Annotated in this window: 24 protein-coding genes; 9 read left to right on the top strand and 15 right to left on the bottom strand. The window is 70.2% G+C overall.

Features of this window, described 5'->3' with window-relative positions; genetic code table 11:
• Nucleotides 1–48 precede the first annotated feature (48 nt).
• Complete coding sequence (locus DEJ47_RS31460; protein WP_150173967.1) at nucleotides 49–1350, bottom strand: cytochrome ubiquinol oxidase subunit I; 1302 nt, start codon at nucleotides 1348–1350, stop codon at nucleotides 49–51.
• Nucleotides 1351–1583: 233 nt separating this feature from the next.
• On the opposite strand from DEJ47_RS31460, the gene DEJ47_RS31455 reads away from it, so the two are divergent.
• The 9 genes from DEJ47_RS31455 to DEJ47_RS31415 all read left to right on the top strand — a co-directional run bounded on the left by DEJ47_RS31455 (nucleotide 1584) and on the right by DEJ47_RS31415 (nucleotide 9957).
• Nucleotides 1584–2510 carry a LysR family transcriptional regulator gene (locus DEJ47_RS31455; protein WP_150173965.1) on the top strand — a complete coding sequence of 309 codons (927 nt, stop codon included), beginning with the start codon at nucleotides 1584–1586 and terminating at the stop codon, nucleotides 2508–2510.
• Nucleotides 2511–2787: 277 nt separating this feature from the next.
• On the top strand, nucleotides 2788–3111 hold the full coding sequence (locus DEJ47_RS31450) for a 2Fe-2S iron-sulfur cluster-binding protein (protein WP_150173963.1): 324 nt from the start codon (nucleotides 2788–2790) through the stop codon (nucleotides 3109–3111).
• Complete coding sequence (locus DEJ47_RS31445) at nucleotides 3111–4382, top strand: NAD(P)/FAD-dependent oxidoreductase (RefSeq protein ID WP_150173962.1); 1272 nt, start codon at nucleotides 3111–3113, stop codon at nucleotides 4380–4382. The genes DEJ47_RS31450 and DEJ47_RS31445 overlap by 1 nt, the downstream gene beginning before the upstream one ends.
• A gap of 484 nt (nucleotides 4383–4866) precedes the next feature.
• Nucleotides 4867–5703 (top strand): PhzF family phenazine biosynthesis isomerase, encoded by an 837-nt coding sequence (locus tag DEJ47_RS31440; RefSeq protein WP_150173960.1) that lies wholly within the window; start codon nucleotides 4867–4869, stop codon nucleotides 5701–5703.
• The gene (gene phzG / locus DEJ47_RS31435; protein ID WP_150163946.1) at nucleotides 5696–6346 is read left to right on the top strand and encodes a phenazine biosynthesis FMN-dependent oxidase PhzG; all 651 of its coding nucleotides are present in this window, start codon (nucleotides 5696–5698) and stop codon (nucleotides 6344–6346) included. The genes DEJ47_RS31440 and phzG overlap by 8 nt, the downstream gene beginning before the upstream one ends.
• Nucleotides 6347–6378: 32 nt before the next feature.
• A complete protein-coding gene (locus DEJ47_RS31430; protein ID WP_150163945.1) occupies nucleotides 6379–6867 on the top strand; it encodes a PhzA/PhzB family protein in 489 nt (162 codons plus the stop codon).
• A 47-nt stretch (nucleotides 6868–6914) separates the two neighbouring features.
• Nucleotides 6915–7940 (top strand): methyltransferase, encoded by a 1026-nt coding sequence (locus DEJ47_RS31425; protein ID WP_150173958.1) that lies wholly within the window; start codon nucleotides 6915–6917, stop codon nucleotides 7938–7940.
• A 115-nt stretch (nucleotides 7941–8055) separates the two neighbouring features.
• Nucleotides 8056–9267 (top strand): phage tail sheath family protein, encoded by a 1212-nt coding sequence (locus DEJ47_RS31420; RefSeq protein ID WP_150173956.1) that lies wholly within the window; start codon nucleotides 8056–8058, stop codon nucleotides 9265–9267.
• A gap of 51 nt (nucleotides 9268–9318) precedes the next feature.
• On the top strand, nucleotides 9319–9957 hold the full coding sequence (locus tag DEJ47_RS31415; protein ID WP_223828560.1) for a hypothetical protein: 639 nt from the start codon (nucleotides 9319–9321) through the stop codon (nucleotides 9955–9957).
• Nucleotides 9958–10133: 176 nt separating this feature from the next.
• Here the strand turns inward: DEJ47_RS31415 and aroC are convergent, their stop codons facing one another.
• The 14 genes from aroC to DEJ47_RS31345 all read right to left on the bottom strand — a co-directional run bounded on the left by aroC (nucleotide 10134) and on the right by DEJ47_RS31345 (nucleotide 26668).
• Complete coding sequence (gene aroC / locus DEJ47_RS31410; protein WP_150173954.1) at nucleotides 10134–11318, bottom strand: chorismate synthase; 1185 nt, start codon at nucleotides 11316–11318, stop codon at nucleotides 10134–10136.
• 40 nt (nucleotides 11319–11358) lie between these two features.
• The gene (gene aroA / locus DEJ47_RS31405) at nucleotides 11359–12627 is read right to left on the bottom strand and encodes a 3-phosphoshikimate 1-carboxyvinyltransferase (protein WP_223828559.1); all 1269 of its coding nucleotides are present in this window, start codon (nucleotides 12625–12627) and stop codon (nucleotides 11359–11361) included.
• 155 nt (nucleotides 12628–12782) lie between these two features.
• Nucleotides 12783–13778 (bottom strand): 3-oxoacyl-ACP synthase III family protein, encoded by a 996-nt coding sequence (locus DEJ47_RS31400; RefSeq protein WP_150173952.1) that lies wholly within the window; start codon nucleotides 13776–13778, stop codon nucleotides 12783–12785.
• A gap of 4 nt (nucleotides 13779–13782) precedes the next feature.
• Nucleotides 13783–14958, bottom strand: a complete 1176-nt coding sequence (locus DEJ47_RS31395) for a hydroxymethylglutaryl-CoA synthase (protein ID WP_150173950.1) — start codon at nucleotides 14956–14958, stop codon at nucleotides 13783–13785.
• Between the two features lie 3 nt (nucleotides 14959–14961).
• Nucleotides 14962–16023 (bottom strand): hydroxymethylglutaryl-CoA reductase, encoded by a 1062-nt coding sequence (locus DEJ47_RS31390; protein ID WP_150173948.1) that lies wholly within the window; start codon nucleotides 16021–16023, stop codon nucleotides 14962–14964.
• A complete protein-coding gene (fni, locus tag DEJ47_RS31385; protein ID WP_150173946.1) occupies nucleotides 16020–17111 on the bottom strand; it encodes a type 2 isopentenyl-diphosphate Delta-isomerase in 1092 nt (363 codons plus the stop codon). Before fni ends, DEJ47_RS31390 begins: the two co-directional genes overlap by 4 nt.
• On the bottom strand, nucleotides 17108–18223 hold the full coding sequence (locus tag DEJ47_RS31380; protein ID WP_150173944.1) for a phosphomevalonate kinase: 1116 nt from the start codon (nucleotides 18221–18223) through the stop codon (nucleotides 17108–17110). The genes fni and DEJ47_RS31380 overlap by 4 nt, the downstream gene beginning before the upstream one ends.
• Nucleotides 18220–19275, bottom strand: a complete 1056-nt coding sequence (gene mvaD / locus DEJ47_RS31375) for a diphosphomevalonate decarboxylase (protein WP_150173942.1) — start codon at nucleotides 19273–19275, stop codon at nucleotides 18220–18222. The genes DEJ47_RS31380 and mvaD overlap by 4 nt, the downstream gene beginning before the upstream one ends.
• A complete protein-coding gene (gene mvk, locus DEJ47_RS31370; protein WP_150173940.1) occupies nucleotides 19265–20302 on the bottom strand; it encodes a mevalonate kinase in 1038 nt (345 codons plus the stop codon). Before mvk ends, mvaD begins: the two co-directional genes overlap by 11 nt.
• 124 nt (nucleotides 20303–20426) lie before the next feature.
• The gene (locus DEJ47_RS31365) at nucleotides 20427–21335 is read right to left on the bottom strand and encodes an aromatic prenyltransferase (protein ID WP_161236282.1); all 909 of its coding nucleotides are present in this window, start codon (nucleotides 21333–21335) and stop codon (nucleotides 20427–20429) included.
• A gap of 403 nt (nucleotides 21336–21738) precedes the next feature.
• Nucleotides 21739–23130: a dihydropyrimidinase gene (gene hydA / locus DEJ47_RS31360; protein ID WP_150173936.1), complete on the bottom strand. Its 1392-nt coding sequence runs from the start codon at nucleotides 23128–23130 to the stop codon at nucleotides 21739–21741.
• Between the two features lie 49 nt (nucleotides 23131–23179).
• Entirely contained in the window at nucleotides 23180–24463 is a 1284-nt protein-coding gene (locus DEJ47_RS31355; RefSeq protein ID WP_150173934.1) for an aspartate aminotransferase family protein, read from the bottom strand.
• Complete coding sequence (locus tag DEJ47_RS31350; RefSeq protein ID WP_150173932.1) at nucleotides 24460–25302, bottom strand: nitrilase-related carbon-nitrogen hydrolase; 843 nt, start codon at nucleotides 25300–25302, stop codon at nucleotides 24460–24462. The genes DEJ47_RS31355 and DEJ47_RS31350 overlap by 4 nt, the downstream gene beginning before the upstream one ends.
• 172 nt (nucleotides 25303–25474) lie before the next feature.
• Nucleotides 25475–26668 carry a hypothetical protein gene (locus tag DEJ47_RS31345; RefSeq protein WP_150173930.1) on the bottom strand — a complete coding sequence of 398 codons (1194 nt, stop codon included), beginning with the start codon at nucleotides 26666–26668 and terminating at the stop codon, nucleotides 25475–25477.
• Nucleotides 26669–26758 lie beyond the last annotated feature (90 nt).

Below are 26758 nucleotides of genomic sequence, written 5' to 3'. Positions count from 1 at the left end.
TTCCGTGGCGGAGGAGATCTTCTGTGGGGGTTCCGGGGGCCGCCCGGCTCAGAGAGCGGGTACCGGCTGCTTCTCGTCGGCGCTGCCCGCCGGGCCCTCGGGGAGGTCGTCCGGGAGCGGCTCGCTGACGCCGAGCTGGGTGGCGTCGGGGCCGCGGAGCGCGAACTTGGTGATCAGCGTCCAGTTCGTCACCGCGAGGGCGACGAAGATGGCGATGAAGAGGATGCAGGACAGCAGCAGCGAGGTCTTCCCTACGTGGGAGAGCGCGTCCTCGACGGTCAACTCGCCGTACACGATCCACGGTTGGCGTCCGACCTCGCGGACGATCCAGCCGCCCACGGAGGCGATGAACGGGAAGGGGATGGTCGCGACGAGGATCCACGAGGCCCAGCGCCAGCGCATCAGCCGGTTCTTCCAGAGCAGGATGAGGGCGATGAAGGTGATGGTGGACACCGTGTTGCCGATGAGCGTCATCACGTCCATCGAGATCCGCATGGTGTCCTGCCAGGGCACGTAGTTGCCCGGCCCGTGCTCCTTGACGAGCTGCGCCTGCACTTCGGCGACGCCGCTGTTCTCCAGGACCGCGTCCTTCATGGGCTGCGTGCGCTCGATGATGGGGCGCTGCATCTCGCCGACGACGACGACGAAGAACGAGGCGACCGTCGACACCCAGAGCCCGAGCTTCAGGGAGGGCCGGAAGAGCTCGGTCTCCTTGGTGCCGCGCAGGTAGTGCCAGGCGCTGACGCCGGCGACGAAACAGCCACCCGTCGTCAGGGCGCCGAGCGAGAGGTGGAAGAGCGCCATCAGGGCGCTGGAGTTGGTGAGCAGCGCCCCGAAGTCGGTCAGGTAGGCGGCGCCGTCGCGCACTTCGTAGCCGACCGGGTGCTGCATGAAGCCGTTGGCGATCAGGATCCAGTACCCGGAGGCGTACGCGGTGAGGGCGACCAGCCAGATGAGCGTGACGTGCACGCCCCTGCGCAGCCGGCCCCAGCCGAAGATCCACATGCCGAGGAAGGTGGACTCGGCGAAGAAGGCGATGAGGGTTTCGAGGGCCAGCGGGGCGCCGAAGACGTTGCCCGCGAACTTGCTGAGGCCGCTCCAGCTGAGCCCGAACTGGAACTCCATGACGAGGCCGGTGACGATGCCGACCGCGTAGTTGATGACGTAGAGCTGACCCCAGAAGCGGGTCATGCGCTCCCGGACTGCTCTTGTGGCGGGATCACGGGTGAACGCGGCCCGGGTGTGCATGATCGCGACGATGGGGACGAGTCCCATGGTGAGGATCACGAACAGCCAGTGGATGCCGGTCGTGGCCGCGAACTGGAGTCGGGCCAGATCCGCAGCGCTCATGATGCGACCTTCCTGGGGGGACGGTTGCCGGTGGGACGGCTGGGGGGTTCGGTGTGCCGGTCGTTTCGGACGGTGGACGGTGGGGCCGCCGCTTCGCGTGTGCAGGTGCCGGGCCGCGTTGCCCGCCACCTGTGCGGTGACCTCGATGAAAACCGTAGAGAGAAATCTTTATGCAATCCAAGACCGGTTCAGCCATGTGATGATGCCCTGGAAGGCATAAGTGAAGGTGGATCATGGATCTTCTGCAGTTGCGCTACTTCCAGGCCGTCGCCCGTTACGAGCACATCAGCCGTGCCGCGGAGGAGCTGCACGTCGCCCAGCCCTCCCTGAGCCGCACCATCGCGCGCCTGGAGGCCGAGCTCGGCACCCCCCTCTTCGACCGGCAGGGCCGCCGCATCCGGCTGAATCAGTACGGCGTGGTGTTCCTGCACCACGTGGACCGCGCCCTGAGCGAGCTCGACGACGCCCGCAGGGTCCTGAGCGACGCCCGGGACACGGCGTTCGGCCGGGTCAGCGTCGCCTCCGAGACCCTCCTGACGATCACGCATCTCCTCGGCAGCTTCCGGGCCGCGTACCCCCGCGCCGACGTGCGGCTCTTCCAGTCGAACGCGGAGGAGATGGACCGCCAGCTGCGCGCCAGGGAGGTCGACTTCTGCGTGGCGTCGCAGCCGCTGACCGGCACGAACCTGGAGATGATCGAGCTGGCCCGCGAGGAGGTGCTGCTCGCGGTCCCGCGCGGTCACTGGCTCGACGGCCAGGAGAGCGTGACGATCCGTGAGATCGCCACCGAGCCGTTCGTGACGACCCGCATCGGCCAGTGGCAACGCACGCTCCTGGACCGCCTCTTCGCGTCCGAGGGCCTCACTCCGATGATCTCCTGCGAGGGCGACGAGCCGGGCGCGAGCCAGGACATGATCAGCGCGGGCCTCGGCATCGGCCTGATCCCGGCCATCTCCCGCCAGGCAGGCACGGATTCCCAGGTCCCCGTGGCCTGGGTGCACTTGAACGCGCCGGACTGCCACCGGGTGCTCACGCTGGTGTGGAGCCGCGACACCTACCTGTCCGACGCCGCGGTGAAGTTCCGGGAGTTCACGACCAGCAGGCCCTTCATGACGCACCGGCTGCCCGACAAGCGCCGCGGACGCGGACGTCAACCTTGAGTCACGCCTGAGTCAAGGCCGGGTCAACCCCCGCTCCCCCGGCGGGTCCTGGCCCGGCCTGAATCGGTTTGGTACTCTCCAACCGCTGCCACAGCCCTGGCCCAGGACGTCGCGTGTCCCGACGGCCAGCGAGTGATGGCGAGCCGACAGGGGTGTCCGCGTTCCCCCTCCGGCCGTCGGCACGCCGTCTCCACCTTCCGTTTTCCACTTGCCAGGCCATCCGCACCACGGCCCGCGCTCGCGCACGCACGTCCGGATGCCATCAAGGAGTTCCGTCATGCCCAAAATCACGTACGTCGCCGTCGACGGCAACCAGACCACGATCGACGTTCCCGAGGGTACGAGCGTCATGCGCGGCGCCGTCTTCAACGACATCGACGGGATCGTCGCCCAGTGCGGCGGCAACATGCAGTGCGCGACCTGCCACGTCTACGTGGACGAGACCACGCTGGACAAGCTGGAGCCGCCGAAGGAGCGCGAGGACGAGATGCTCGACTTCACGGCGTGCCCGCGCAAGCCCAACAGCCGGCTGAGCTGCCAGCTCAAGTCCAGCGACGCCCTCGACGGCCTCATCGTCCACACCCCGGAACGGCAGAACTGATGACGGACCGCACACAGCCCGACTCGGTCGTCGTGGTGGGCGCCGGACAGGGCGGGTACCAGACCGCGGCGTCCCTGCGGGAGCACGGCTACGAAGGGTCCATCACGCTCATCAGCGCGGAGGACGCGCTGCCCTACGAGCGTCCGCCGCTGTCCAAGGCGTACCTCAAGGGCGAGGCGGACGAGGCCATGCTGTGGCTGCGCCCCGCGACGTACTACGTACGCCAGTCGATCGACCTGGTCTCCGGCACCGTCACGGAGATCGACCCGGCCGCCCGCTCGGTGCGGCTGGCCGACGGTTCCGCCTACACCTACGGGCATCTCGTCCTCGCCACCGGCGCCACGCCCCGCACGCTCGACGTGCCGGGCAAGGAGCTGCGCGGCGTGCACACCCTGCGCACCGCGCAGGACGCCGTCGCGCTGCAGTCGTCGCTGACCGGCGCGCGGCGCGCCGTGGTGGTGGGGGCCGGGTTCATCGGACTCGAATTCGCCGCCGTGGCGCGGGAGGCGGGCGTCGAGGTGACGGTCGTCGAGGCGCTCGACCGCCCGCTGGCCCGCGTCGTGTCGGCGCCGACCGCGGAGCACTTCACGTGGCTGCACCGGAGCAACGGCACGGAGCTGCTGTTCGGGCGGGGCGTCAAGGCCCTGCACGGCGACGGCCGTTCGAACGTGACGGCGGTGGAGCTGGCGGACGGCAGCAGGCTGCCCGCCGACCTGGTCCTGATCGGCGTCGGCGTCACCCCGCGCACGGAACTGGCCGCGGCGGCCGGCCTCGAGGTCGACGGCGGCATCACCGTCGACGCCCATCTGCGGACCTCCGATCCGCACATTTCGGCGATCGGTGACTGCGCGGTATTCCCGCTGGCGCGCTCCGGCAGTCGGCGGCGGCTCGAATCCGTGCAGAATGCCGTCGGGCACGCGCAGGCGGTCGCGGGCCGACTCGCGGGATCGCCTCGCGCGTACGACGAACTGCCCTGGTTCTGGAGCGATCAGTTCACCACGACCGTGCAGATCGCGGGATTCAACGAGGGGCACGAGACCGAGGTCGTCCTCGGTACCGATCCGGACGCTTTCTCGGTACTCCTTTTCCGCGGCGACGATCTGCAGGCGGTCGAGTCCGTCAACCGGCCCGCCGATCATCTCGCGGCACGCCGCCTCCTGGCGCAGGGCACGGATCTGACGCCGACGGAGGCCACGGCGCCTGGGTTCAGCCTCAGAACGTACCTCCGGAGCCTCGCCGAGCGTGGGACGGAGGCGCCGGTGGCCCTGTGACGGCGACGGACGCGCGCGACGGGAATTACTCATTCCGAATTCCCGTCGCGTGCCGCTCCACAGCGGATCGCCGGATATTTGTTGCTTAATTTCCTTGAGGTCTGACCTCGTAATTCTTGAATGCGCACCGAGGGTCGGTTCAAGCATGCCGTCACGCGGGCGCATTTCGTCTTGTGTTCAGAAGTAAAACGTCAAAACACTATTGCTTCGATTTGTTCAGTCAGGCAGGATCGACCCCAGGCCAACGGGGGCTCTCGATACATTCTTGTCTGAGCGTGACTTCATCGCTGAATCTGCGAGCGCACCCCGCCGGAAGACCGACCGGAGCACTGTGCGCAGAACGCGCTCCGCGCCATTCCAGCGGGATTCAGTTTGGATCAAAGATCGATCGCGCATCGTAGGCATCGTTCCGCACCACCCCATGAACCGCCGGGCCGGCGTCCTCCCCCGAGCGCCGGCCCGGCACCTCGACAGTGGAGAGCTGATGCACAACTACGTAGTGGTCGACGCGTTCGCCCGAGAGCCTCTCACCGGCAACCCGGTCGCGGTGTTCTTCGACGCCGACGACCTGAGCGCCGAGCAGATGCAACGCATCGCCCGGGAGATGAACCTCTCGGAGACCACGTTCGTCCTCAAGCCCAAGCAGGGCGGGGACTTCCACGTGCGGATCTTCACGCCGGTCAACGAACTCCCCTTCGCCGGACACCCGTTGCTGGGCACCGCCATCGCGCTGGGGCAGCGCACCGACGCGGACGGGCTGCGGATCGAGACCGCCATGGGTGAGATCCCCTTCGAGCTGCAGCGCGTCGGCGGGAAGGTCGTCTCGACGAGCATGCGCCAGCCGGTGCCCGTCTGGGAGCCCTTCGACCGCGCCGACGAACTCCTCGAAGCCCTGGGCATCCGCGAGTCGACGCTGCCGGTGGAGATCTACCGCAACGGCCCGCGGCACGTCCTGGTCGGCTTCGAGAGCTTCGAGGCCCTGTCGAAGGTCGACCCCGACCACCGCGCCCTCGCGAGCTTCCCCGACATGGCGACGAACTGCATCGCCGGCTCCGGGACGACCTGGCGCAACCGCATGTTCTCGCCCGCCTACGGAGTCGTGGAGGACGCCGCCACCGGCTCCGTCGCGGGACCCATCGCCATTCACGCGGCCCGCCACGGCCTCGCCTCGTACGGGCAGCGCATCGAGATCACCCAGGGCATCGAGATCGGCCGCCCCTCCCCCATGAACGCGCTGGTCCAGGGCGAGGGCGACCGCGTCGACTCCGTCGAGGTCTCGGGCCACGGCGTCGTCACGATCGAAGGAGTGATCCATGTCTGATGTACGGCGTTCCGAGACGCTGACGGGCTCCCTCGAGGTGGCCTTCCCCGAGTTCCGTACGCCGCCCGCGGAGCCGCTGGGCCTGCTGTCCGCCTGGCTGAAGACGGCCACCGAGCAGGGCGTACGCGAACCGCGCGCCCTGGCCCTGGCCACCGCCGATGCGCGGGGGCGCACCTCCTCGCGCATCCTGGCCGTCAACCAGGTCACCGACCGCGGGATCGTGTTCATCACCCACGCCGGCAGCCAGAAGGGCCGCGAACTGGCCGCCAATCCCTGGGCGTCGGGGGTGCTGTACTGGCGCGAGACCAGCCAGCAGATCACCGTGGCCGGGCCGGTGCGCCAGTTGCCGCGCGCCGCCGCGGAGGAACTGTGGGCGGCGCGCGCGGTGTTCACCCACCCCATGTCGAGCGTGTCGCTGCAGAGCGAGCCGCTGCGCGACCTGGACCACCTTGAAGAGATCCGGGCCAGGGCGCTGCAGCTGGGCGAGCCGCCGCGGGCGCTGCCCTGCCCCGACACGTTCGTGGCCTTTGTCCTGGAGCCGGACGCCGTGGAGTTCTGGGCGAACGGCACCGACCGGCTGCACGAACGGCTGCGCTACGACCGCACCGACAGCGGCTGGGACACCACCCGCCTGCAGCCCTGACCCCCTGCCCCCACCCGTACTTCGGAGATGCGATGACCGCCCCCGCCGCCGCCCCGGTGTTCACCAACCACCTCGAGCTGCGCGCCCGCAACCGGCGGGCCGTGGAGCAGTACATGGAGACCGGGCGCGAGGCCCGGCTGCGCCGCTACACCCTCTACACCGAGGACGGCACCGCCGCCCTGTTCAACACCGACATCGGCCGCCCCATCACCGTCCAGGGCCACGCCAGGCTGCAAAAGCACAACGAACTCTCCCTGCAGGTGCTGCCCGACTGGCAGTGGTCCGACGTGCAGATCTACGAGACCCAGGACCCGGCCGTCATCTGGGTGGAGTGCGAGGGCGAGGGCACCATCCGCTTCCCCGGCTATCCCGAGGGCCACTACCGCAACCACTTCATCCACGGCTTCACCCTGGAGAACGGACGCATCGCCGCCAGCCGCGAATACACCAACCCCATCGAACACATGCGGGCCCTGAACATCGACACCCCACACATCCAACGCGACTGGATCCCCTCCTGAACCCGGCAACACCGCCCCCCCATACCCGTACGAGGAAAGACAGGTCAATGAGCCCGGAGAGCACCCCCCGACCGGCAGCCCGCGCCACCATCGACCTCATCACCGCCGCCTGGCACACCCAGGCCGTCTACGCGGCGGCCAAGCTGGGCCTGCCCGATCTGATCGAGGCGGGGCACACAGGACCCGCCGAGCTCGCCAAGGCCGCGGGCGCGGACGAGGACGCCGTCCGCCGACTGCTGCGTCTGCTGCTGCGTCTCGGCGTCGTGGACGGCGACGAGAACGACGGCTACCGCAACACCGACGTAGGCGACATGCTGCGGGACAGGCCCGGCTCGCTGCGCGACGTCTCCCTGCTCTACGGCGAGGAGTTCTACCGGGCCTGGGGCGAGTCGATCGAGACGTTCCGTACCGGCAGGACGGGTTTCGAGAAGGCGTACGGCCGGTCCCTCGTCGGCTATCTGGGCGAGGACCCCGATGCCGCGGAGCGCTTCCAGCGGGCCATGAAGGCCCAGGCCAAGAACTTCGCCTTCGACGCGGTCCCCCAGCACATCGACTTCGGCGCCGACCGGCACATCGTCGACATCGGGGGCGGCAGCGGCCAGCTGCTCGCCACGGTCCTCGGCGCCGCGCCCGAGGCACGCGGGACCCTGATCGACCTCGAACACACCATGCCCATCGCCCGAGCGCACCTGGAACAGACCGTGGGGGCCGACCGCGCCGATCTCGTCGCCGGGGACATGTTCACCACCCCGGTCCCGCGCGAGGCCGACACCTATCTCCTGTCCCGGGTCCTCGGCGACTGGCAGGAGGAGGACTGCGTACGCCTCCTGCGTTCCATACGCGAGGCCATGGCCCCGCACTCCCGCCTCCTGATCATCGAGATGGTCGTCCAGGACGGCAGGGCCGGGCTGCTGGCCCCGCTGTGGGACCTCCACCTGATGGTCGTCAACGGCGGTCATCAGCGTTCCATCGGCGAGTACCGCGAGCTGGCGGCCCGCACCGGTCTGTCCATCGAACGGTCTGTCCAACTGCCCATGGAAACCTCCGCCTTGGTGCTCACTCCGGCAGGCTGAAGTTCCGGCGGGCCGAAGCTCCAGCGGGCCGAAGCTCCAGTGGGCTCAAGACCGCCCGCTCCGGTCCGCGCCACCCGGTCGCGGATCTCCCTCACGTCGTGACCGAGGAGTCTGCATGCCACAACAGCAGCCGAATCAACCGCGCACAGCAACCACCACCGGCCCCCTCGGGCCCGGAGTCCGGCTCCGGGAGGCGGACGTCGCAGGCGGAGCGGGCCACGGCGCGCCCTACATCCACGGCGTGCACACCTCGGTGGCCGCCTTCATCGGGGACGCCCCCGGCCTGCCGGCCAAGCCCGCCTTCGTACGGCATCCGCTGGAGTTCATCGAGGCGTTCTCGCCCCGCAGGAACGAGGGGGAACCGCCGTCCCACATCCACGACGCCGTGCTCGGCCACTTCCGCAACGGAGGCGGCGGAGCATGGGTCCTGGGGACGGGGGAAGCCGCGACAGGCGGCGAAGAGAGGGAGCAGGACCGGATCTCGGCCTACCGGTCCGCCCTGGCCAGGCTGGAGCGGCTGCCGGAGGTCAGCCTCGTGGTCGCTCCGGACCTGTGGCGGGTGGCGGACGACGCGGACCGCGTCGCCCGGGAGATCGCCGGGCACTGCCGCCGCGTGGGGCACCGGGTCGCGCTGCTGCACACCCGGCAGGGCCTCGACCCCGTCGACGTGCGCCACCGGCCGTTCGGGCTCGCGGAACCCGACGCCCGGTTCGTCGCCGTGCACTATCCGTGGATCACGGTGACCGAGGTCGGCGGGCACGAACGTCTGGTGCCGCCTTCGGGTCATGTGTCGGGTATGTGCTGCCGCGGCGACACGGAGCAGGGCGTCCACGCGACTCCGGTGGGCGCGCTGGTGGGCGTGGTCAAGCAGGAGCGCGACCTGTCCGAGCACGAGCGGGAGTCGGTCACCGGACACGGGGTCAACTGCCTGCGGTTCGTCCAGGGGAAGGGCGTGCGGGTGCTCAGCGCGCGGACGCTGTCCACCGACGCCGACTGGGCGGAACTCGGCGTGCGCCGTCTGGTGAACTACACCCGCGCCTCCCTCGAACAGGGCACCCGTTGGGCCGCGTTCGACACCAACTCGGCTCAACTGCGCGCACTCGTGAGCCAGTCGACGACGACTTTCCTCAAGGGCCTCTGGCGGCAGGGCGCGCTGCCCGGCGCGTCCCCGACCGAGGCCTTCGAGGTCGTCTGCGACGACACCAACAACACCCCCGAGGACGTGGCGAACGGCCGGGTGAACCTCGACGTCGGCCTCGCCGCCCTGCGGCCCGCCGAGTTCGTCACGTTCCGGATCCAGCACGACACACGCAACAGAACCACTTGACCGGGGCGGACCCGTAGGGGCCGTCCAGCCACTACAAGGAGACAAAAACCCATGGAGACCCATTCATGCCCGGAAAACCACAGAGCGGAGATACGTGACACGACCGACGTGCGGCACTCGTTGCTCTGCGACGCCTGCGTCGGAAAGCTGGAGCGCGATCTGCGCGCGCTTCCCGGCCTCCATCAAGAAGGCCTGCACCACATCATGGCCACGTCCCGGCGGCGTAATCCCACCAAGGTGTCCGGTAGCCGCAGGCGGGACCACTTGAACGTTTCCGCGCTCGACGCACGGGGCAATATCGTCGCCATTCTGGAATCGTGGGCGAGTTACGTGGCGGATGAACTCGGGGTCACGGTCCCGGGCCGTTCCGTACCGCACCTGACGTGTTTTCTGCTGCACCATCTGGAGTGGCTCACGACCCAGCCACCGGCCGAGGATTTCGCGGCCGAGATCCGGGACCTGCGGACCGAGCTGCTCCGCGTCATCGACCCCGAATCGGGCGACCGCACCCCACTCACCCGGCAGTGCGTGGTGGACAGGTGCACGGGCACGATCGACGCCTCACCCCACGGTCCCGGTGCGGCGGCCGGGAACGGCAGCATCCGGTGTTCCGCGGGGCACGCGTGGGAAGTACGCGAGTGGCTCGTCCTGCGGCACCTCATGGACCGGCAGCGCAAGGAGGCCGCGTGACCGCCGTCCGGCGCGGGTATTGACGTAGGAACGGCTTCGCAGGGACGCACGGCCTGCTCAGCGGGAGAGAGCAGGGTGGAGCGCGACGGAGCCCCCTGGTGGAGGCGGCCTCTTGCGGAGGTCGCCTCCATTCGTACGTCGAAGGCAGGCTCAAGTAGGGCTGTTGGCCACCCGGTTCAGCGGATCTGCAGGTGGTCGAGGTAGGACCGCACGTTGCGGCGCGTCTCGGGAACACTGTCCCCGCCGAACTTCTCCGCGACCGCATCCGCGAGCACCAACGCCACCATCGCCTCCGCGACGATCCCCGCCGCCGGCACAGCACACACATCCGAGCGCTGGTGATGCGCCTTGGCCGCCTCACCCGTCGCCACATCGATCGTCGCCAACGCCCGCGGCACCGTCGCGATCGGCTTCATCGCCGCCCGCACCCGCAACAGCTCACCCGTGGACAGACCACCCTCCGTACCACCGGAGCGGCCCGAGGTACGCCGGATGCCGTCCTCGGTCGTGACGATCTCGTCATGCGCCTTCGAACCCGGCACGCGGGCCAGATCGAAGCCGTCACCAACCTCCACGCCCTTGATCGCCTGAATGCCCATGAGCGCCGCCGCCAGACGTGCGTCCAGGCGACGGTCCCAGTGCACGTGCGAGCCGAGCCCGACCGGCACCCCGTACGCGAGGACCTCCACGACACCGCCCAGGGTGTCGCCGTCCTTGTGAGCCTGATCGATCTCCGCGACCATCGCCTTCGACGCGTCCGCATCCAGGCACCGCACCGGATCCGCGTCCAGCTTCTCGACATCCGCGGGGGTCGGGTACACGCCGTAGGGGGCCTTGGCCGACGCCAGCTCCGTCACATGCGAGACAATCTCGATCCCGGCCGTCTCCTTCAAAAACGACCGCGCCACCGCACCCAGCGCCACCCGCGCCGCGGTCTCCCGCGCCGACGCCCGCTCAAGCACCGGCCGCGCCTCGTCGAAGCCGTACTTCTGCATGCCCGCCAGATCCGCGTGCCCCGGACGCGGCCGGGTCAGCGGGGCATTACGGGCGAGATCGGCCAGCACTTCCGGATCCACCGGATCGGCCGACATCACCTGCTCCCACTTGGGCCACTCCGTATTGCCCACCATCACCGCGATCGGCGAACCCATGCTCAAACCGTGCCGGACCCCGCCCAAGAACGTGACCTCATCACGCTCGAACTTCATCCGCGCACCCCGGCCATACCCAAGACGCCGCCGCGCCAGATGATCCGCCACCATCTCCGTCGTCACCGGAACGCCGGCGGGAAGACCCTCCAACGTCGCGACAAGCGCGGGTCCGTGCGACTCCCCCGCGGTCAGCCAACGCAACCTGCTCAACGGTGCTCCTCCGTGGTGCTGACGTGGTGCGGATCGGTACTCAGGGACTGTCCTGGAACAGGCGGCGTATCTCGTCGTGGAACTCGGGGAACGTCTTCGCCACGCAGTCCGGGTCGTCCAGCGAGACCGTGCCCGGTACGGCGAGCCCGAGGACCGAGAACGACATCGCGATCCGGTGGTCGCGGTGACAGGCGATACGGGCGGGGCGCGGCGTCCCGGGGTGGATGGTGAGCCGGTCGGGGCCCTCGGCGGTCTCGATGCCGCAGGCGCGGAGGTTCTCCGCCATCGCGGCGACGCGGTCGGACTCCTTCAGCCGGGCGTGGGCGACGCCGGTGATCGTGATGGGGGCGTCAGCGAGCGGCGCGATGGCCGCGAGGGTCATGAAGGTGTCGGAGATCTCGCCCATGTCGACGGTGAAGCCGCCCCGCAACGGACCGTTGCCGGTGACGGTGGTGGCGGTCGGGCCGACGCGGACGTCGGCGCCGGTCCGCCGCAGGACGTCGACGAAGCGCAGGTCGCCCTGGAGACTTTCGGTGCCGAGGCCGGGCACGGTGACGGTGCCTCCGGTGACGGCCGCCGCGGCGAAGACGTACGAGGCGGAGGACGCGTCGGGTTCGACCACGATGTCGGTGGCGTCGTAGGGCCGTGGCGCGACACGGATGGTGCCGTCGGCGCTCTCCTCGACGTCGGCCCCGAAGCGCCGCATCAGGGCGAGGGTCATGTCGATGTAGGGGCGGCTGACCAGGTCTCCGGTGCGGATCCGCAGGCCGCGGCGCATGAGGGGGGCCGCCATCAGGAGGCCGCTGAGGTACTGGCTGCTCAGGGAGGAGTCCACGGAGAGGTCGCCGCCCTCGACGCCGCGGGCGCGGAGCAGCAGAGGGAGTCCGTTGCCGGGGCCCGGTTCGAGGTCGGCGCCCAGGGCGCGGAGCGCTTCGATGAGGGGGCGCTGCGGGCGGGCACGCAGTTGCGACGAGCCGTCGAAGAGGAAGGTGCCGTGTCCGGTGGCGGCGAACGGGGGCAGGAAGCGGGCCGCGGTTCCGGCGTCGGCGCACCAGGGGCGGGCGGAGCCGGTGGGGCCGCGTCCCGTGCCGGTCACTTTCCAGAACGTGTCCCCCGGCCCTGCCTGCACCGGGATGCCGCACACGTCGAGTGCCTGGCGGAAGGCGACCGTGTCCTCGCTCACGAGCGGGGCGCGGACGGTGCTCGTGCCGTCGGCCGCGGCGGCGAGGAGCAGCAGCCGGTTGGTCAGACTCTTGGATCCCGGTACTCGGGCGGCCAGGCCGGTGCCGGGCTCCTTCTCCGTGATCACGCGGTGCCTCCTGCGGCGCGGTGACGAAAGGTTCGCGGTGACGAAAGGTTCGGGGTGAAAGCTCGGGGTACTGCCAGGCCGGGGAGCTCGCTCGGGGGAAGTGGAGCTCCCCGGCCCGTTCACGGGTGACCGCCTGGGCAGTCCCTAGGTGCGGGTCACCATTCGAGGAGGGCGAGTCCCGCGGCCATGCCGCCGCCGAAGCCCGCCATCAGGATCAGGTCGCCGGGACTGAAGGCGCCCTCGCGGGCCGCCGTGTCCAGCGTGATCGGGATGGAGGCCGCGCCGGTGTTGCCGTACTGCTCCAGCGTCAGGTGCGTGGTGGCACGGGACAGGGACAGGTCCCCGATCACCGTGTCGAGCATGACACCGTTGGCCTGGTGCGGGACGAAGTGCGCGATGTCGTCGGGCACCACTCCCGCCTCGTGCAGGAACTGCTTGGTGAGCTGCGGCAGTTGCTCGAGCACGAAGCGGCGCACTTCGCGTCCGTCCATCGCGAAGTACTGGAGTCCCGCGTCGAGGACGGCCTGGTCGGGGGGTTGCCTGCTGCCTCCGGCGGGCACCCGGATCAGGTCCGCGAGCTCGCCGAAGGTGTGCAGCGCGACATGCCGCACCCGGGCCCCGGTGGAGCCGGTTCCCGCGCCGAGGACCATGGCCCCGGCGCCGTCGCCGAACAGCACGACCGTCTTGCGGTCGGCGGGATCGAGGATCCGCGAGTACACGTCCGCGCCGATCACCAGGGCGTGGCCGCCCCGCCGCGCCAGCATGCCCTCGACCACCGAGAGGGCGTACATGCTGCCCGAGCAGACCGCGTTGACGTCGAAGGAGGCCGCGCCGAGCGCGCCCAGCTTCTGCTGCACGTACACCGCGGTCGGCGGCTGCGGCCGGTCCGGCGTGGACGTGGCCACCACGATCACGGACAGCTGGGCCGCGGTGATGCCCGCCGACTCCAGTGCGGCCCGCGCCGCCTTGACCGCCAGGTCCGATGTGGCCTCGTCCGGCGCGGCCCACCGCCGCTCCCGGATCGCGGTCTTGCGGACGATCCACTCGCCCTCGACCCCGGCCGGCGCCCCGACCTCGTCATTGGAGACGATGCGGTCCGGCACGTAGTGGCCGGTGCCGAGAACGGCGATGTCGGTCGCCATGTCCGTCATGCGCCTACCGCCGTTCGTAGATGCGCTTGTGGCCGCGCAGGGCTGCGAGACGGAACTGCCCGCCGCTCTGCACCGGCGTCGGGTAGTCCCCGCCGTCGGTGGGGAACTTCCGCTCGTGCAGCTCCCGGTAGCCCGCGTAGTCGAGGACCGTGCGGCGCTCGACGGCCTTCCGGTGCTCGGCGGTGCGCAGCCGGTCGCGGTAGCCGGGGACGACCTGGCCCGCGAAGAACTCCGCGACGCTGCCCGAGCCGTAGCTGAGGAAGCCGATGGAGCGGCCGGTCAGGTCGTCGGCCTGGTCGAGCAGCGCGGCGAGGCCGAGGTACACGGACGCCGTGTAGCTGTTGCCGATGACCCGGTTGTACGCCGTGGTCTGCCCCAGCGCCTGCTCGACGGCGTCCTTGTCGCTGTCGTGGCCGCAGTACTCGAGCAGGTGGCGGTGGGCCTTGTACGCCATCTTGGTGAAGGGCTGGTGGTAGCAGAACGCGGCGAACTCGTCGAGGGAGTGGCCGCCCTGCTCCGCGTAGTCCTTCCAGCAGCCCTCGACGGCCTGGAGGTAGGCGGAGATCGACTCCTGCCCGTCGACGAGCGCGGCGTCCCGGTAGTTGGGCCGCCAGAAGTCCATGACGTCGGCGGTGAACAGTCCGGAAGGGCCGTCGAACCTGATGAGCTGCGGGTCGGCGCCGACCAGCATCGCGACGGCCGCCGCGCCCTGCGTGGCCTCGCCGGGGCTGTCCAGTTCGTACTTGGACACGTCGCTGGCGATCACGAGGACCTGCTGCGAGGGGTCCCTGGCCACCAGGCCCAGCGCGAACTGGAGCCCGGCGGTAGCGCCGTAGCAGGCCTGTTTCAGCTCGACGACGCGTGCCGCCGACGGCAGCCCGAGCAGCGAATGGACGTACACACCGCCGGACTTGGCCTGGTCGATGGACGACTCGGTGGCGAAGACGACCGTGCGGATGCGCTCGCTGCCGTGCCGCTCGATGATCGGTGCCGCCGCGGCGGCGCCCAGCGTGACGATGTCCTCGTCGGCCGCCGGCACGCTCATCGACTCCTGGCCGATGCCGATGTGGTACTTGCCGATCTCCGTGCCGTTGTACTCGGCGAGCGCCGTGTGCGGCAGCACGAACTCGGTCGTCGCGAACGACAGATCGTGGATTCCTATGCCTGAGTCACTGGCCATGCCCTATACACCGACCTTTTCCGTCTTGTTGCCGCGCTCCAACTGGACGTGTGCACGCATCAGTTCGCCGGGGTTCGTCTGCGCGGCGAGGAGTGAGAGCTCACCGCACAGGACCGTCGCCGCCCCGATCACCGCGAGACGGCGGGCGTTCTCGCCGGGCTCGCGGTCGGCCCGGCAGCCGAGCCGGGCGAGGTTGGTCTCCACGAATTCGAGGCCCTTGCCGTTGCCGACCGTGCCGACGATCAGGTTCGGCAGGGTGCAGGCGAAGTACAGGTCGCCGTCGCGGTCCTCGGCCATGGTGACGCCCTGCGAGCCCTCGACGATGTTGGCCGCGTCCTGGCCGGTGGCCAGGTAGAAGCCGAGGAGCATGTTGGCGTAGTGGGCGTTCGCCGAGCGGATGCCGCCGGCGAGCAGGGTGCCGAGCATGTTCTTGCGGATGTTCAGCTGGACGACCTTGGCGGCCGTCGTGTGCAGGACGTCGGTGACGATGTCACGCGGGATCAGGAGTTCCGTGACCACGTTCTTGCCGCGGCCGAGGATGCCGTTGATCGCGGTGGCCTTCTTGTCCGTGCAGTAGTTGCCGGAGATCGACCCGTAGGAGATGCCGGGGATGGTCTCCAGGAGGTGCTTCAGGAGGGCGTCGGACGCGAGCGTCGCCATGTTGTGGCCCGAGGCGTCGCCGGTGGTGAACTCGAAGCGGATGAAGAGCAGGTTGGCGTTGATCTCGTGCCGGATGTTGATCAGCTGGGCGAACCTGCTGCAGCCGCGCACCACCTCGCGCAGCTCGTCGATGCGCGCGTCGATGGCCCGCGCGGCGACGTAGGCGGTCTGCGCGTCCGTCGCCTCCACGAGCACCGAGCGGGTCATCCGCTCGTCGACGAGCGTGGCGACGATGCCTTCCTGGACGAGCCTGGACACCTTGGCGCCGCGGCCCACGGAGGGCCACAGCGGCGTCTCGTAGGTGGCGAGGGGGACGTGGGTCTCGGTGGTGGCGACGTTCCCGGAGATGCGGATCGGGCCGACCCACCGCATCGGGACGCCGGCGATCGCGTGGGTCTCGGTCATCGGGTGCTCCCCGTCAGCTGGTGGGCGGCCTCGACGGAGCGGGAGCGCTGCGCGAACTGTCCCGTGTCGATGCCTCGGTCGGCGCAGAAGTCACGGAGTTCACCGCGGATGAGCAGGTCGCAGCGCGTCAGGTCGGCGGGGGTGCGCGCGCCGAGCATGGTCTGCAGGGCGGCGAGCTGGTCGAGCCACGTCGAGATCTGCGCGATCAGCGCGGAGACGCCCTCGTCCTTCAGGGTGCGCAGGAATCCACCGGAGGCGCCGACGCCGGACGCGCCGAGCGCCAGCGCGCGGGCGACGTCGAGGGCGTTGCGCACGCCGCCGGAGGCGAGGACGGGGATGCCGACGTCCTGGGTGTCGAGGAGGCAGGCCGCGGTGGACTGTCCCCAGCCGTGCATGAACGCGTACTCGCCGAGTTCGCGCCGGCCGTTCTCGATGCGGGCGAAGTCCGTGCCGCCGCGGCCGCCGAGGTCGGCGATCTGCACGCCGAGGCTCTCGATGAGCAGGACGGTCTCCCGGCTGAGGCCGTTGCCGACCTCCTTGACGATGACGGGGACCTCGACGGCCGCCGCGATCTTCTCGATCTGCGGGACCCAGGAGGAGAACGACCGGTCGCCCTCGGGCATCGGTGTTTCCTGCGCGGTGTTGATGTGGATCTGCAGGGCGTTCGCCTGTACGAGGTCGATGGCGCGCTGCACCTTGTCGACCGAGGCCGTCGCGTTGACGTTGGCGAGCACGAACCCGTCGGGGTTCTCCTTGCGGAGCACGCTGAACGTGTCGGCGCAGGACGGGTCCTTGAAGTACGCGCTCATGGACCCGGAGGCGACGGCGACGCCGGTCTCGCGGGCCGCGATGGCCAGGTCACGGTTGATGATGCCGGTGCTGACGCTGCCGCCGGTCATCGCGTTGATGTAGAGGGGCACCGGCCAGGAGATGCCGGCGAAGGTCGTGGCCAGGGACACGTCCGGCCGGTCGATGCCGGCCAGCGCGTGGTGGACGAACGACACCTCGTCGAACTGGTTGTGTCCGCTGTGCTGGCGCTGGTGCTCGACAGCGAGCCGGACGTGGTCGTCCTTGCGTTGAGAGATCATTCTGCGTTCCCTTCCATGGCGGGACGGATCGGCAAGGGCCGCACGCCCGCCGTGGTCCACCGGTTCCGTACGTTGGCGATGTCCTGTGCCGCTTCGGCGTCGAGCAGCGCGATGCCGCAGTCGCCGCCGCCCGCCCCGGAGGGCTTGGCGGCGCCGCCGACGGCTTCGGCTGCCTCGCACAGCGCGGTCAGCCGTGGCGTGAAGATCCCGAGCCCGACCTCGTCGTCGAGGCGGGCCAGCTCGTGCCGGGCGCGCCGGATCTGCCGCAGCAGGCCCTCGCCGTCGCCGCCCTCCAGGGCGTCGACGGCGGCCGTCACGAAGTCGTTGCTGGTCTCCACGAACTTCTGGTGCGATGCGCTGCCCCGCCATGTCCGCCGGTCGAGGCCGGAGACGAGGGACGAGGTGGAAGCCGGTGTCCCGGTCCAGCCGACTTCCAGTGCGAGGCCCGCGGGCCGCGGCAGCGCGCGTACCTCGTGGCCGGGCCAGGGCACGCGCAGCGCCTCTTCGACGCCCGCCCGGCCGGCCAGGTCGAGGACGGCTGCCCGGTCGGGGGCCCGGTAGGTGATCCAGCCGCCCCAGGTGCCCGCGGCGAGGTCGCCGCCGGAGGCTCTGGGTTCGAGGCCCGCGGTGGCGAGCATCGCGAGGCGGTAGCGGGCGTCGCGCGTCAGGTGGAGGCCGCAGTGGGCCGCCAGGGCGGCGACGGTCGCCACGACGACCGCGCCGCTGGACCCGAACCCGAACTTGATGCCGTTGTCGTGCAGTTCGCTGCTGACCGACACGTCGAGCGCGGGTGCGGGCAGGCCGCGTTCGGCGAGCAGTCGGCCGACGGTCTCGATGGCCGCGGCGACGTGGGTGAAGCTCTCGTGGAGCAGTTGCTCGTCCCGCGGCTCCGTCCCGCCGAGCCGTCCGTCCCGCCAGCGGCAGTGCGCCGGGTGCGGGGCGAGGTCGGAGGAGAGGACGACACCGGGGCCGCCGGGGTCGGACACGGTGACGGTGACGTATCGGTCGACGGCGATGAGGATGGCCGGGTTGCCCGGCTCCACGACCGCGTACTCCCCGGCGACGAAGAGTTTGCCCGGCGCGCGCCGGACGGTCGTCGGCCGTCCGGTCACCGTCCGTCCCCGGTGAGCAGCCGGGCGCCGGGGCCGGGCCGGGCGATGTGGATGGCACCGCCCTGCGCGGCGCCGCGCACGACACCGGCCACCCGGTCGGCGTCCGCGTTGCGGCAGAGCACCTTCACGTTGGGTCCGGCGTCCATGGTGGCGTAGGCGAGGACACCGTCCCGTCTGAGCTGCAGGACGCTGTCGAGGACGGTGAGCGAGGCGGGCGACATGTAGCGCACCGCGGGGCGGGCGGCCAGCATCGTGGCGTGCATGCCGAGCGCGTTGCGTTCCGCGATCTCGCCGACCGTTTCGAGGTCGCCGCGGCCGAGTGCCTCGCGCATGGCGGTCAGGTCGTCCTTGCTGGAGACGGCCCACGGTTCGAAGAGCGGTGAGGTGTCGACGGTCCTGCGCATCGCCGCCCTGCTGGACACGTCCTTGGGTCCGGCGTTGACGACGGCGACGACGAGGGCCGGGTCGAGCGGCCCGGCGGGGACCGGCTCGGCGTACGAGCTGAGGTCCGCCTCCTCCTCGGGAGCGTCGTGGCGTCCGGCGTGCCAGACGACGAAGTCCCCGAAGAGGGAGCGGGACGCCGACCCGGATCCGCGCCGGGCCAGGCGGGAGAGGGCGGTGGCGTCGAGGTCGAGGCCGTAGGCGGTGGCCGCGGCGACGGCCAGGGCGGCGAAGCCGCTCGCCGACGACGCGAGGCCCGCCCCGGTGGGGACGGTGTTCTCGGTGTCCACGACGGCGCGGTCGGTGCTTCCGGCGCGCTCGCGCACCAGGTCGAGGAAGGCGACGATGCGCCGCTCGGCCTCGCCCTGCGCGGGCTTGCCCCCGAGCGTCACTTCGTCGTGACCCGCTCCCGGGCTGCGTCGCACGCGGGTGGTGGTCGGGAAGATGTCCAGGGTCATCGAGAGGCTGTCGGTGCGCGGCAGGATGAGCCGCTCGTCGAGCTTGCCCCAGTACTTGATCAGTGCGATGTTCGGGTGCGCGACGGCGGTCGCGCTTCCCGCGGTGCCCGTCGGTGCGGTCAGCACCGCCGTGGCCTGTTGTTCAGCGACCATGGCCGGCAAATCCCCTCAGCGGTACGACCCATGTCTGTTCGGCGCCGGCTTCGTGCAGCCGCCGGGTCACCGCGCTCGCCTGCTCGGACTGGGTGAGCGCGAGCACGCAGCCGCCCATGCCGCCACCCGTGATCTTGGCGCCGAGACTGCCCGCGGAGAGCGCCCCTTCGACGAGGGCGTCGATGCGGTCGGTGCTCAGTCCGGCGGCGCGGAGCAGCTCGTGATACTCCGTCATGCGGGTGCCGAGCTCCTCGGGCTTGCCGTCGGCGAGTGCGTGCCGGGCCTCGTCGGTGAGGTCCGTGGCACGGCGTACGAAGCTCTCCTGCGCTCCCGCGTGGCGCTGGAAGCCTTCGCGGAGCATGCTGACCGCGTCCTTGGTCCTGCCCACCTCGCCGCTGTCGGCGATGATGAACAACTCCTCGCATCCGATGGCGAGTTCCTCGGAACGGCCCTGCTGGAAGAGGAGGGGGCCCGGTGCGCCGACGGCGGTGGCGTCGACGCCGCTCGCGCGGCCGTGGGCCACGTTCTCGGCGGTCTGCACGAGGTCGAACGCGGTCTGCGGTGTGACCTCGCGGTCGAAGAGGTCGGCGAGCGCGAACACCACGGCGCGTGCGCAGGCGGCGCTGGAGCCGAGGCCGCGGCCGGGCGGGATGGCGCAGTCCAGGATCACGTCGAGGTGTACGTCGTCGGAGACGTTCATGGTCGTCCGGAACTCGGCGCTGAGTCGCCGGAGCCAGTCGGAGGCTTGGGTGGCCACCGGCCGGGAGGCAGAACCGGTCATGGTCAGCGACACGTCGCCGGCGTCGCCGGGTGACTGTGCGGACCAGCCGGCGCTCGCCGTGACCGCGAGCTGCGGCACCGGGAGCGCGAGGGCGGGAGCGCCGTAGACGACCGCGTGCTCCCCCAGCAAAATGGTCTTCGCGTGGGCGCGACCGATTCCGACGGAACGAGCGCGACGGATTTCTGACACCCCTTCCGCTGAGCTCGGTGTCGTCAACGCACTCAGCTCCCTTTGTGTTTTCCGCATGGAGATCGCATCATCCAGATTTCTAGGAATGAATGAGCCGTTCCAGAGAAAAGGGCCTGCGGGGAGAAAGGGGACTTCCTCTCCACAGGCCCTCGCACTTCGGACCCCGACGGGCGACCGATGATCAGGAGTCGGAACGCAGGAGCTTCTCCACGCGCTTCTGCCACTGGTAGTACGAGGCGATCTTGTGGTATTCGCCCTTCGGCGTCGACGCGATGCCGTAGACGTAGTTGCGGCCCGTGGTGTCGTACGGCGCTTCCTTGATGAGGCGCTCGAAGGTCGGGGCGAACGAGATCGGCAGGCCCAGCGGCTCGGGCGTCATGACCGAGTACGTGAACCGGTTGATGGCCGGGGAGTCCCAGTTCAGGGTCACGTAGATGACGAAGGAGCGCTCGCAGAAGCGCAGGAGCTCCTCGCTCGGCTCGGAGAGGCCGAGCTCGCCGAGGATCGCGCGGACGCCCTTCTCCTCGAAGACCTCGGCGGGCACACGGTCGCCGACGCCGCCGCCGAAGTACAGGTTCATCGTGCGCTTCGAGTAGTCGATGCCCACGGTGCTGACCATCTCGTCGATGCCCCACTTCTTGAAGAAGTCGAGGTTGGCGCCGACGGCGGCCGGGATCGACGGGAGCTCGACGAGGTCGGAGACCTTGATGAGGTTCTCCGCGCTGGGGAAGGACCAGGTCTTCGTGAAGCCCCCGGCGACGCCGAAGTCGACGCCGCAGCTGGTGATGGGGGTGTTGGCGTGGACCTCCTTCAGGAGGCTGCCGACGGCGTGGTCCGTCTTCGGGGTGAGGCCGTGCTCCAGAGCGCGGGCGTACGGGTCGAAGCCCTTCGGGAGCATCGTGAAGCGGGCGTCGAGGTCGTCGGCACTGCTGCCGGTCGAGGCGCGGAACGAGATGACGGACTGCCCGACGACGTCCTCGTAGGCGTTGAGGATGGGCCAGACCTTGTCACGCGAGGCGGTGACGTCCACCAGCCGAGCCGTCTTCTCGATGATCGAGTACAGCTCTTCGAGATTGGCGAACTCTGACATTGTTCCTCCACTGGATCTTGGCGTCTGTTGCGAACAGGAGCGCATCAAGCAGTTCGGCTTAGGATCGTCAATCAGGGCATGCGTGATGGCCCGCGACATGGCAGGCATGCATGGAATGCGATGGGGTATCGGTACTGGACCGAGCAGAGAGTCGGTCTCGCCTGTACCAACCGGCGGCCTCGGCGCTCAACCCACGGCCTTGCGGCGGTTTTTGGGCAGAGTCGGCGTGCAGAAATAGTGACACGGGCGGCGCCTTCGAGCCAAGAGGCCCCCAAAGTGACCCGGGTCACATCGCGTGAAGTCGCCTCAGCATCAGGCACGTTGAAAGGGGCGGGGACCGGTCATCCGGTACCCGCCCCTGAACTGCGGTCACCCGCCGACGGATCAGCGCGCACGGCGTCCCTCACACGTACTGGCAGATCCCCCGCTCCAGGAACGACCCGTGCCCCGCGCGCCCGGCGTACGTGCGTTGGTCGATCACGGGGACGCCCCGGGACAGCACCGTCTCCACGCGCCCCGTCACCCGCTTGCCCTCGTAGGCCGAGTAGTCCACGTTCATGTGGTGGGTCCGCGCCGACATGGTCTGTTCGGCGTGCGGGTCGTAGATGACGATGTCGGCGTCGGCGCCCGGCGTGATCGTGCCCTTCCTCGGGTACAGGCCGAACATCCTGGCCGGCGTCGCACAGGCCACCTCGATCCAGCGGCGCCGGCTGATGTGCCCGTCGACGACGGCCTGATGGAGCAGGTCCATGCGGTTCTCGACGCCCGGCATGCCGTTGGGGATCTTCGAGAAGTCCTCGCGGCCCATCTCCTTCTGCCCCTTGAAGCAGAACGGACAGTGGTCCGTGGAGACCACCTGGAGGTCGTTCGTGCGCAGCCCCCGCCACAGGACCGCCTGGTGCTCCTTGGGGCGCAGTGGGGTCGAGCACACGTACTTCGCGCCCTCGAAGTCCGGCTCCGCGAGGTTGTCCGTCGACAGGAAGAGGTACTGCGGGCACGTCTCGCCGAAGACCGGGAGGCCGTCGTCGCGTGCCCGGGTCAGCTCGGCGACGGCTTCCTGCGCCGACACGTGCACCACGTACAGCGGGGCGCCCGCCACCTGGCTGAGCCGGATGACCCGGTGCGTCGCCTCCGCCTCCAGGAGGGCCTTGCGGACCTCTCCGTGGTGGCGGGGGTCCCGTTCGCCGCGCGCGAGGGCCTGTTCCACCAGGACGTCGATGGCGAGGCCGTTCTCCGCGTGCGCCATCACGAGGCCGCCGTTGGCGCCCGCGCGCTGCATCGCCCGGAGGATCTGCCCGTCGTCGGAGAAGAAGACGCCGGGGTAGGCGGTGAACAGCTTGAACGAGGTGACGCCGGAGGAGACGAGGGTGTCCATCTCCTTGAGCGAGGACTCGTTCACGTCCGACATGATCATGTGGAAGCCGTAGTCCACGGCGCACCGCCCGGCCGCCTTCTCGTGCCAGGCGTCGAGGCCCTCCGCGAGCGTGCCGCCCTTGGGCTGGATCGCGAAGTCGATGATGGTCGTCGTGCCGCCCCAGGCCGCGGCGCGGGTGCCGGTCTCGAAGGTGTCGGCGGCGAGGGTGCCGCCGAACGGCATCTCCATGTGGGTGTGGGCGTCGACGCCGCCCGGGATGACGTACTTCCCGGACGCGTCGATCACGTGGTCGGCCGTCCAGCCGTGGCTGTCGCGGGTGGCGAGCGCGGCGACGCGGCCGTCCTCCACCAGGACGTCGACGGGCAGTTCGTCGGAGGCCGTGATGACCAGGCCGCCGGTGATCAGAGTGCGGGTACTCATGGGTTGCGCTCCCTTTCCTGCGGGCCCGCGAGGACCGTGCGTGCCCGGACTACGCGCCGCGCAGGGCGCGTTCGAGGATCGCGGCGCCTTCCTCCGCCTCCGCGACGGTCAGCGAGAGCGGCGGGGCCACACGCAGCACGCTGGTGTCGTGGCCGCCGCCCTTGCCGATGAGCAGTCCGCCCTCGCGGGCCGCTTCGAGCACGGCCGCGGCGGCCTGCGGGTTCGGCCGGCCCGAGTCGGGCTCGACCAGCTCGATGCCGATCATCAGGCCGCGTCCGCGCACCTCGCGCACGACGGGCAGCTGGGCGCAGATCGCGCGCAGCCGCTCGATGAGGAGCCCGCCGACGCGCCGCGCGTTGCCCTGGAGGTCGTGCTCCAGGAGGTACGCGAGGTTGGCGAGGCCGGCCGCCATGGTGACCGGGGACCCGCCGAACGTCGAGATGGAGTTGGCGTCGAGGGAGTGCATGACGTCGGCGCGGGCCACGACGCCGCCGACCGACATGCCGTTGCCGATGCCCTTGGCGAAGGTGAGGATGTCCGGCGGCCCGTTCTGCGCGTGGGCCTGCCAGCCCCAGAAGTGGTCGCCCGTGCGGCCCCAGCCGGTCTGCACCTCGTCGGAGATCCACAGGATGCCGTGCTCGTCGAGGACTTCCTTGAACGCGGCGTACAGCCCGTCGGGCGGCGAGGTGAAGCCGCCGACGCCCTGGACCGGCTCGGCGATGAGCGCGGCCACTCCCCCACGGCCCTGCCCGAGCATGTCCCGCAGGTCGGCGACGCAGGCGGCGGTGAACTCGGCGTCGCTCAGGGCCGCGTAGGGGCCGCGGCTGCGGACGCCGCCGTGGACGTACAGCGTCTGGAGCGGCGAGAGGCTGGTCGGCGACCACGACTGGTTGCCGGTGATGCCGACGGTCGTGAAGGACCGGCCGTGGTAGCTGTTGCGCATCGCCAGAATCTGGTTGGAGCGGCGGTGTGCGGTGGCGAGCAGGAGGGCCGCGTCGTTGGCCTCGGTGCCCGAGGTGGTGAAGAAGACACGGGCGTCGGGGATGCCGGACAACGCCGCGACACGCTCGGCGAGTTCGACCATCGGGCGGTTGAGGTAGAGCGTCGAGGAATGGATGATCCGCCCGGCCTGCTCGCTCACCGCCTTGGTGACCTCGGGCAGGGCGTGGGCCGTCATGGTGGTGAGGATGCCGCCGAAGAAGTCGAGGTACTTCCTGCCGTCGGCGCCCCAGACGTGGCGCCCCTCGCCGTGGGTGAGCTCCATGGGGCGTTCGTAGTAGAGCGCGAGCCAGTCGGGCAGCACGGCCCGATGGCGGTCGTACAGATCGGTCACGGCTGCACCAGCCCTTCGTAGGCGTCGGGACGGCGGTCGCGGTAGAACGCCCACTGCTGGCGTACTTCCTCGATGAGGCCGAAGTCGAGGTCCCTGACGACGAGTTCCTCGGATTTGTCGCTCGCGGTCTCGCCGACGAACTGGCCGCGCGGGTCGACGAAGTACGACGTTCCGTAGAAGTCGTTGTCGCCGTACTCCTCCTGGCCGACGCGGTTGATCGCGGCGACGAAGTACTCGTTGGCGACGGCGGCCGCGGGCTGTTCGAGCTGCCAGAGGTATGCGGAGAGGCCGCGGGACGTGGCGGAGGGGTTGTAGACGATCTGGGCGCCGTTCAGACCCAACTGGCGCCATCCTTCGGGGAAGTGGCGGTCGTAGCAGATGTAGACGCCGACCTTGCCGACCGCGGTGTCGAAGACGGGCCAGCCCAGGTTGCCCGGCTTGAAGTAGTACTTCTCCCAGAACCCCTTGACCTGGGGGATGTGGTGTTTGCGGTACTTGCCGAGGTAGCTGCCGTCTGCGTCGACGACGGCGGCGGTGTTGAAGTAGAAGCCCGACTGCTCGACCTCGAAGACGGGGACGACGATCACCATGCCGGTCTCGCGCGCGAGTTCCCGCATGCGGGTGACCGTGGGGCCGTCCGGGACGGGCTCGGCCCAGCGGTAGTGCTCGGCCTCCTGGACCTGGCAGAAGTAGGGGGCGTTGAAGACTTCCTGGAAGCCGATCACCTTCGCGCCCTGCCGGGCCGCCTCGCGGGCGTGTTCCTCATGCTTGGCGATCATGGATTCGGTGTCGCCTGTCCAGGTCGCCTGGACCAGTGCGGCGCGTACGACATTGGCCATGAGCTGCTCCTTCGTATGCCCTTGAGAGGACGTCGACGAGCCTCTACGCACGTAGATCTGCTGCGTGGATCCGAGAAACGTAAGCCTCCCCCGAGGGGCTGAGCAAGACCATCGCCGCCAACCGGCACGGACGATCATGTTTCACACCCGTGCGGGCGAGGACTGCCCGCGGTCAGGCGCTGAATCCCGCCACGCGCAGGGCGTGCACGAGGTCCCAGTGGTGCTCCTCGGAGACTCCCCGTGCCGCCTCCAGGAGCAGGGGTATGAGCCGGTGCGGGTCGGTGTGCGCACAGCGGGCCACGTCCTCGGGGGTGCGGACGCGCAGGTAGGAGTCGAGCAGGGCACGGGCCTCGCGCTCCCGGCCCGCGTCGAGCAGTGCGACGATCGCCTCGGCGATTTCTGGGGCGGGGCGCGCGACGCCCTGCCGCAGCAGCTTCCTGCAGTCGTCGGCACGGCCGGTTCCCGCCAGCGCGTCCGCGAGGGCGACGAGCCGGTCCGGCGGCAGCGACGCGGCCTCCCACAGCAGTGTCGCCCAGTCGGCGGCGAGGCCCGCGCGGTGCAGCTCGGCGGCGAACGCGGGCAACAGCTCCGCGGGCCAGCCCGCGGCTTCGACGAGCACGCCGTGCGCCTCGCCGCTGCGGCCCTCGCCGCGCAGCTTGATGAGCTCCCGCACGGCGTCGGACACGGGTTCGGGGTGGGGTTCGGGGTGAGGCCGGGGCTGCGACTGGGGCTGAGGCGCAGCGCCGTAGAGGTCCTCGGCGCCGTAGAGGTCTTCCGCGGGGGGCGCGGGGTCCTGCCGGGGTACGTGCGGTCCGTCGTCCGGCGTCGCCGTGCCGAGGTCGACCCACGAGGGGCGCTGCGCGTCGGCGAGGCGGTCCATCCGCTCCTGGATCTCGGCGCAGCGCGCCGTGGCGCGGTCGTGGTCGTCGCGGACCCAGGCGAGGTCCAGGTTGATGCGTTCGATGTCGGCGGGGTCGGCCGCCGTGCCCAGCTGTCGTGTCAGGTCCACCTGGCGTTCCAGGGCGATCCTCTGCTCGGTGAGCATCATGTCGAGCCGGTCGCCGAGCAGCTCGCGACCGCCGGGCCGGGCGTCGTAGGCGGCGACGGAAGCCCGGTGCAGTGCGCGTGCCGTGTCGGCCTCGCGCTCGGCCTCCGGGACGCCGCGGTCGGCCGCGAGGTCGTGCAGCAGCGCCTGCACCACGTCCCAGGGCGGCACTTCCGCGCCCTCCAGGCAGGCCCGCATGCCGTCCGGGTCGCGCTGCCAGAACACGCCGCACCAGCCCGCCGACTGGTCGAGCCGTCCGAGCAGCTCACTCAGGTATCTCGCGAACTCCCTGACCTGAACCGGGAGTTGTCCCACTGCCATCTGACCAGCACCGTCCCGTGAAGCCTGGAGTCTTCCGGTCCGGAAGATAACACCAGACGTGTTACGGGACGACTACATGTGGTTTTCGAC

This window comes from Streptomyces venezuelae (assembly GCF_008642355.1).
Classification (GTDB): domain Bacteria; phylum Actinomycetota; class Actinomycetes; order Streptomycetales; family Streptomycetaceae; genus Streptomyces; species Streptomyces venezuelae_B.
The sequence above is the reverse complement of the archived record's forward strand: the minus strand, read 5'-3'. Positions and strand labels throughout refer to the sequence as shown.

Excerpts from the sequence above, each read along its gene's own strand:
- DEJ47_RS31460 (WP_150173967.1), bottom strand. The coding sequence starts at position 1,350 with ATGAGCGCTGCGGATCTGGCCCGACTCCAGTTCGCGGCCACGACCGGC.
- DEJ47_RS31345 (WP_150173930.1), bottom strand. The coding sequence starts at position 26,668 with ATGGCAGTGGGACAACTCCCGGTTCAGGTCAGGGAGTTCGCGAGATAC.
- mvaD (WP_150173942.1), bottom strand. The coding sequence starts at position 19,275 with ATGGTCGCTGAACAACAGGCCACGGCGGTGCTGACCGCACCGACGGGC.
- hydA (WP_150173936.1), bottom strand. The coding sequence starts at position 23,130 with ATGAGTACCCGCACTCTGATCACCGGCGGCCTGGTCATCACGGCCTCC.
- DEJ47_RS31450 (WP_150173963.1), top strand. The coding sequence starts at position 2,788 with ATGCCCAAAATCACGTACGTCGCCGTCGACGGCAACCAGACCACGATC.
- DEJ47_RS31415 (WP_223828560.1), top strand. The coding sequence starts at position 9,319 with ATGGAGACCCATTCATGCCCGGAAAACCACAGAGCGGAGATACGTGAC.
- DEJ47_RS31420 (WP_150173956.1), top strand. The coding sequence starts at position 8,056 with ATGCCACAACAGCAGCCGAATCAACCGCGCACAGCAACCACCACCGGC.
- phzG (WP_150163946.1), top strand. The coding sequence starts at position 5,696 with ATGTCTGATGTACGGCGTTCCGAGACGCTGACGGGCTCCCTCGAGGTG.
- DEJ47_RS31455 (WP_150173965.1), top strand. The coding sequence starts at position 1,584 with ATGGATCTTCTGCAGTTGCGCTACTTCCAGGCCGTCGCCCGTTACGAG.
- DEJ47_RS31390 (WP_150173948.1), bottom strand. The coding sequence starts at position 16,023 with ATGACCGAGACCCACGCGATCGCCGGCGTCCCGATGCGGTGGGTCGGC.
- fni (WP_150173946.1), bottom strand. The coding sequence starts at position 17,111 with ATGATCTCTCAACGCAAGGACGACCACGTCCGGCTCGCTGTCGAGCAC.
- mvk (WP_150173940.1), bottom strand. The coding sequence starts at position 20,302 with ATGCGGAAAACACAAAGGGAGCTGAGTGCGTTGACGACACCGAGCTCA.
- DEJ47_RS31445 (WP_150173962.1), top strand. The coding sequence starts at position 3,111 with ATGACGGACCGCACACAGCCCGACTCGGTCGTCGTGGTGGGCGCCGGA.
- DEJ47_RS31400 (WP_150173952.1), bottom strand. The coding sequence starts at position 13,778 with ATGACGGACATGGCGACCGACATCGCCGTTCTCGGCACCGGCCACTAC.
- DEJ47_RS31350 (WP_150173932.1), bottom strand. The coding sequence starts at position 25,302 with ATGGCCAATGTCGTACGCGCCGCACTGGTCCAGGCGACCTGGACAGGC.
- DEJ47_RS31365 (WP_161236282.1), bottom strand. The coding sequence starts at position 21,335 with ATGTCAGAGTTCGCCAATCTCGAAGAGCTGTACTCGATCATCGAGAAG.
- DEJ47_RS31395 (WP_150173950.1), bottom strand. The coding sequence starts at position 14,958 with ATGGCCAGTGACTCAGGCATAGGAATCCACGATCTGTCGTTCGCGACG.
- DEJ47_RS31425 (WP_150173958.1), top strand. The coding sequence starts at position 6,915 with ATGAGCCCGGAGAGCACCCCCCGACCGGCAGCCCGCGCCACCATCGAC.
- DEJ47_RS31440 (WP_150173960.1), top strand. The coding sequence starts at position 4,867 with ATGCACAACTACGTAGTGGTCGACGCGTTCGCCCGAGAGCCTCTCACC.
- DEJ47_RS31430 (WP_150163945.1), top strand. The coding sequence starts at position 6,379 with ATGACCGCCCCCGCCGCCGCCCCGGTGTTCACCAACCACCTCGAGCTG.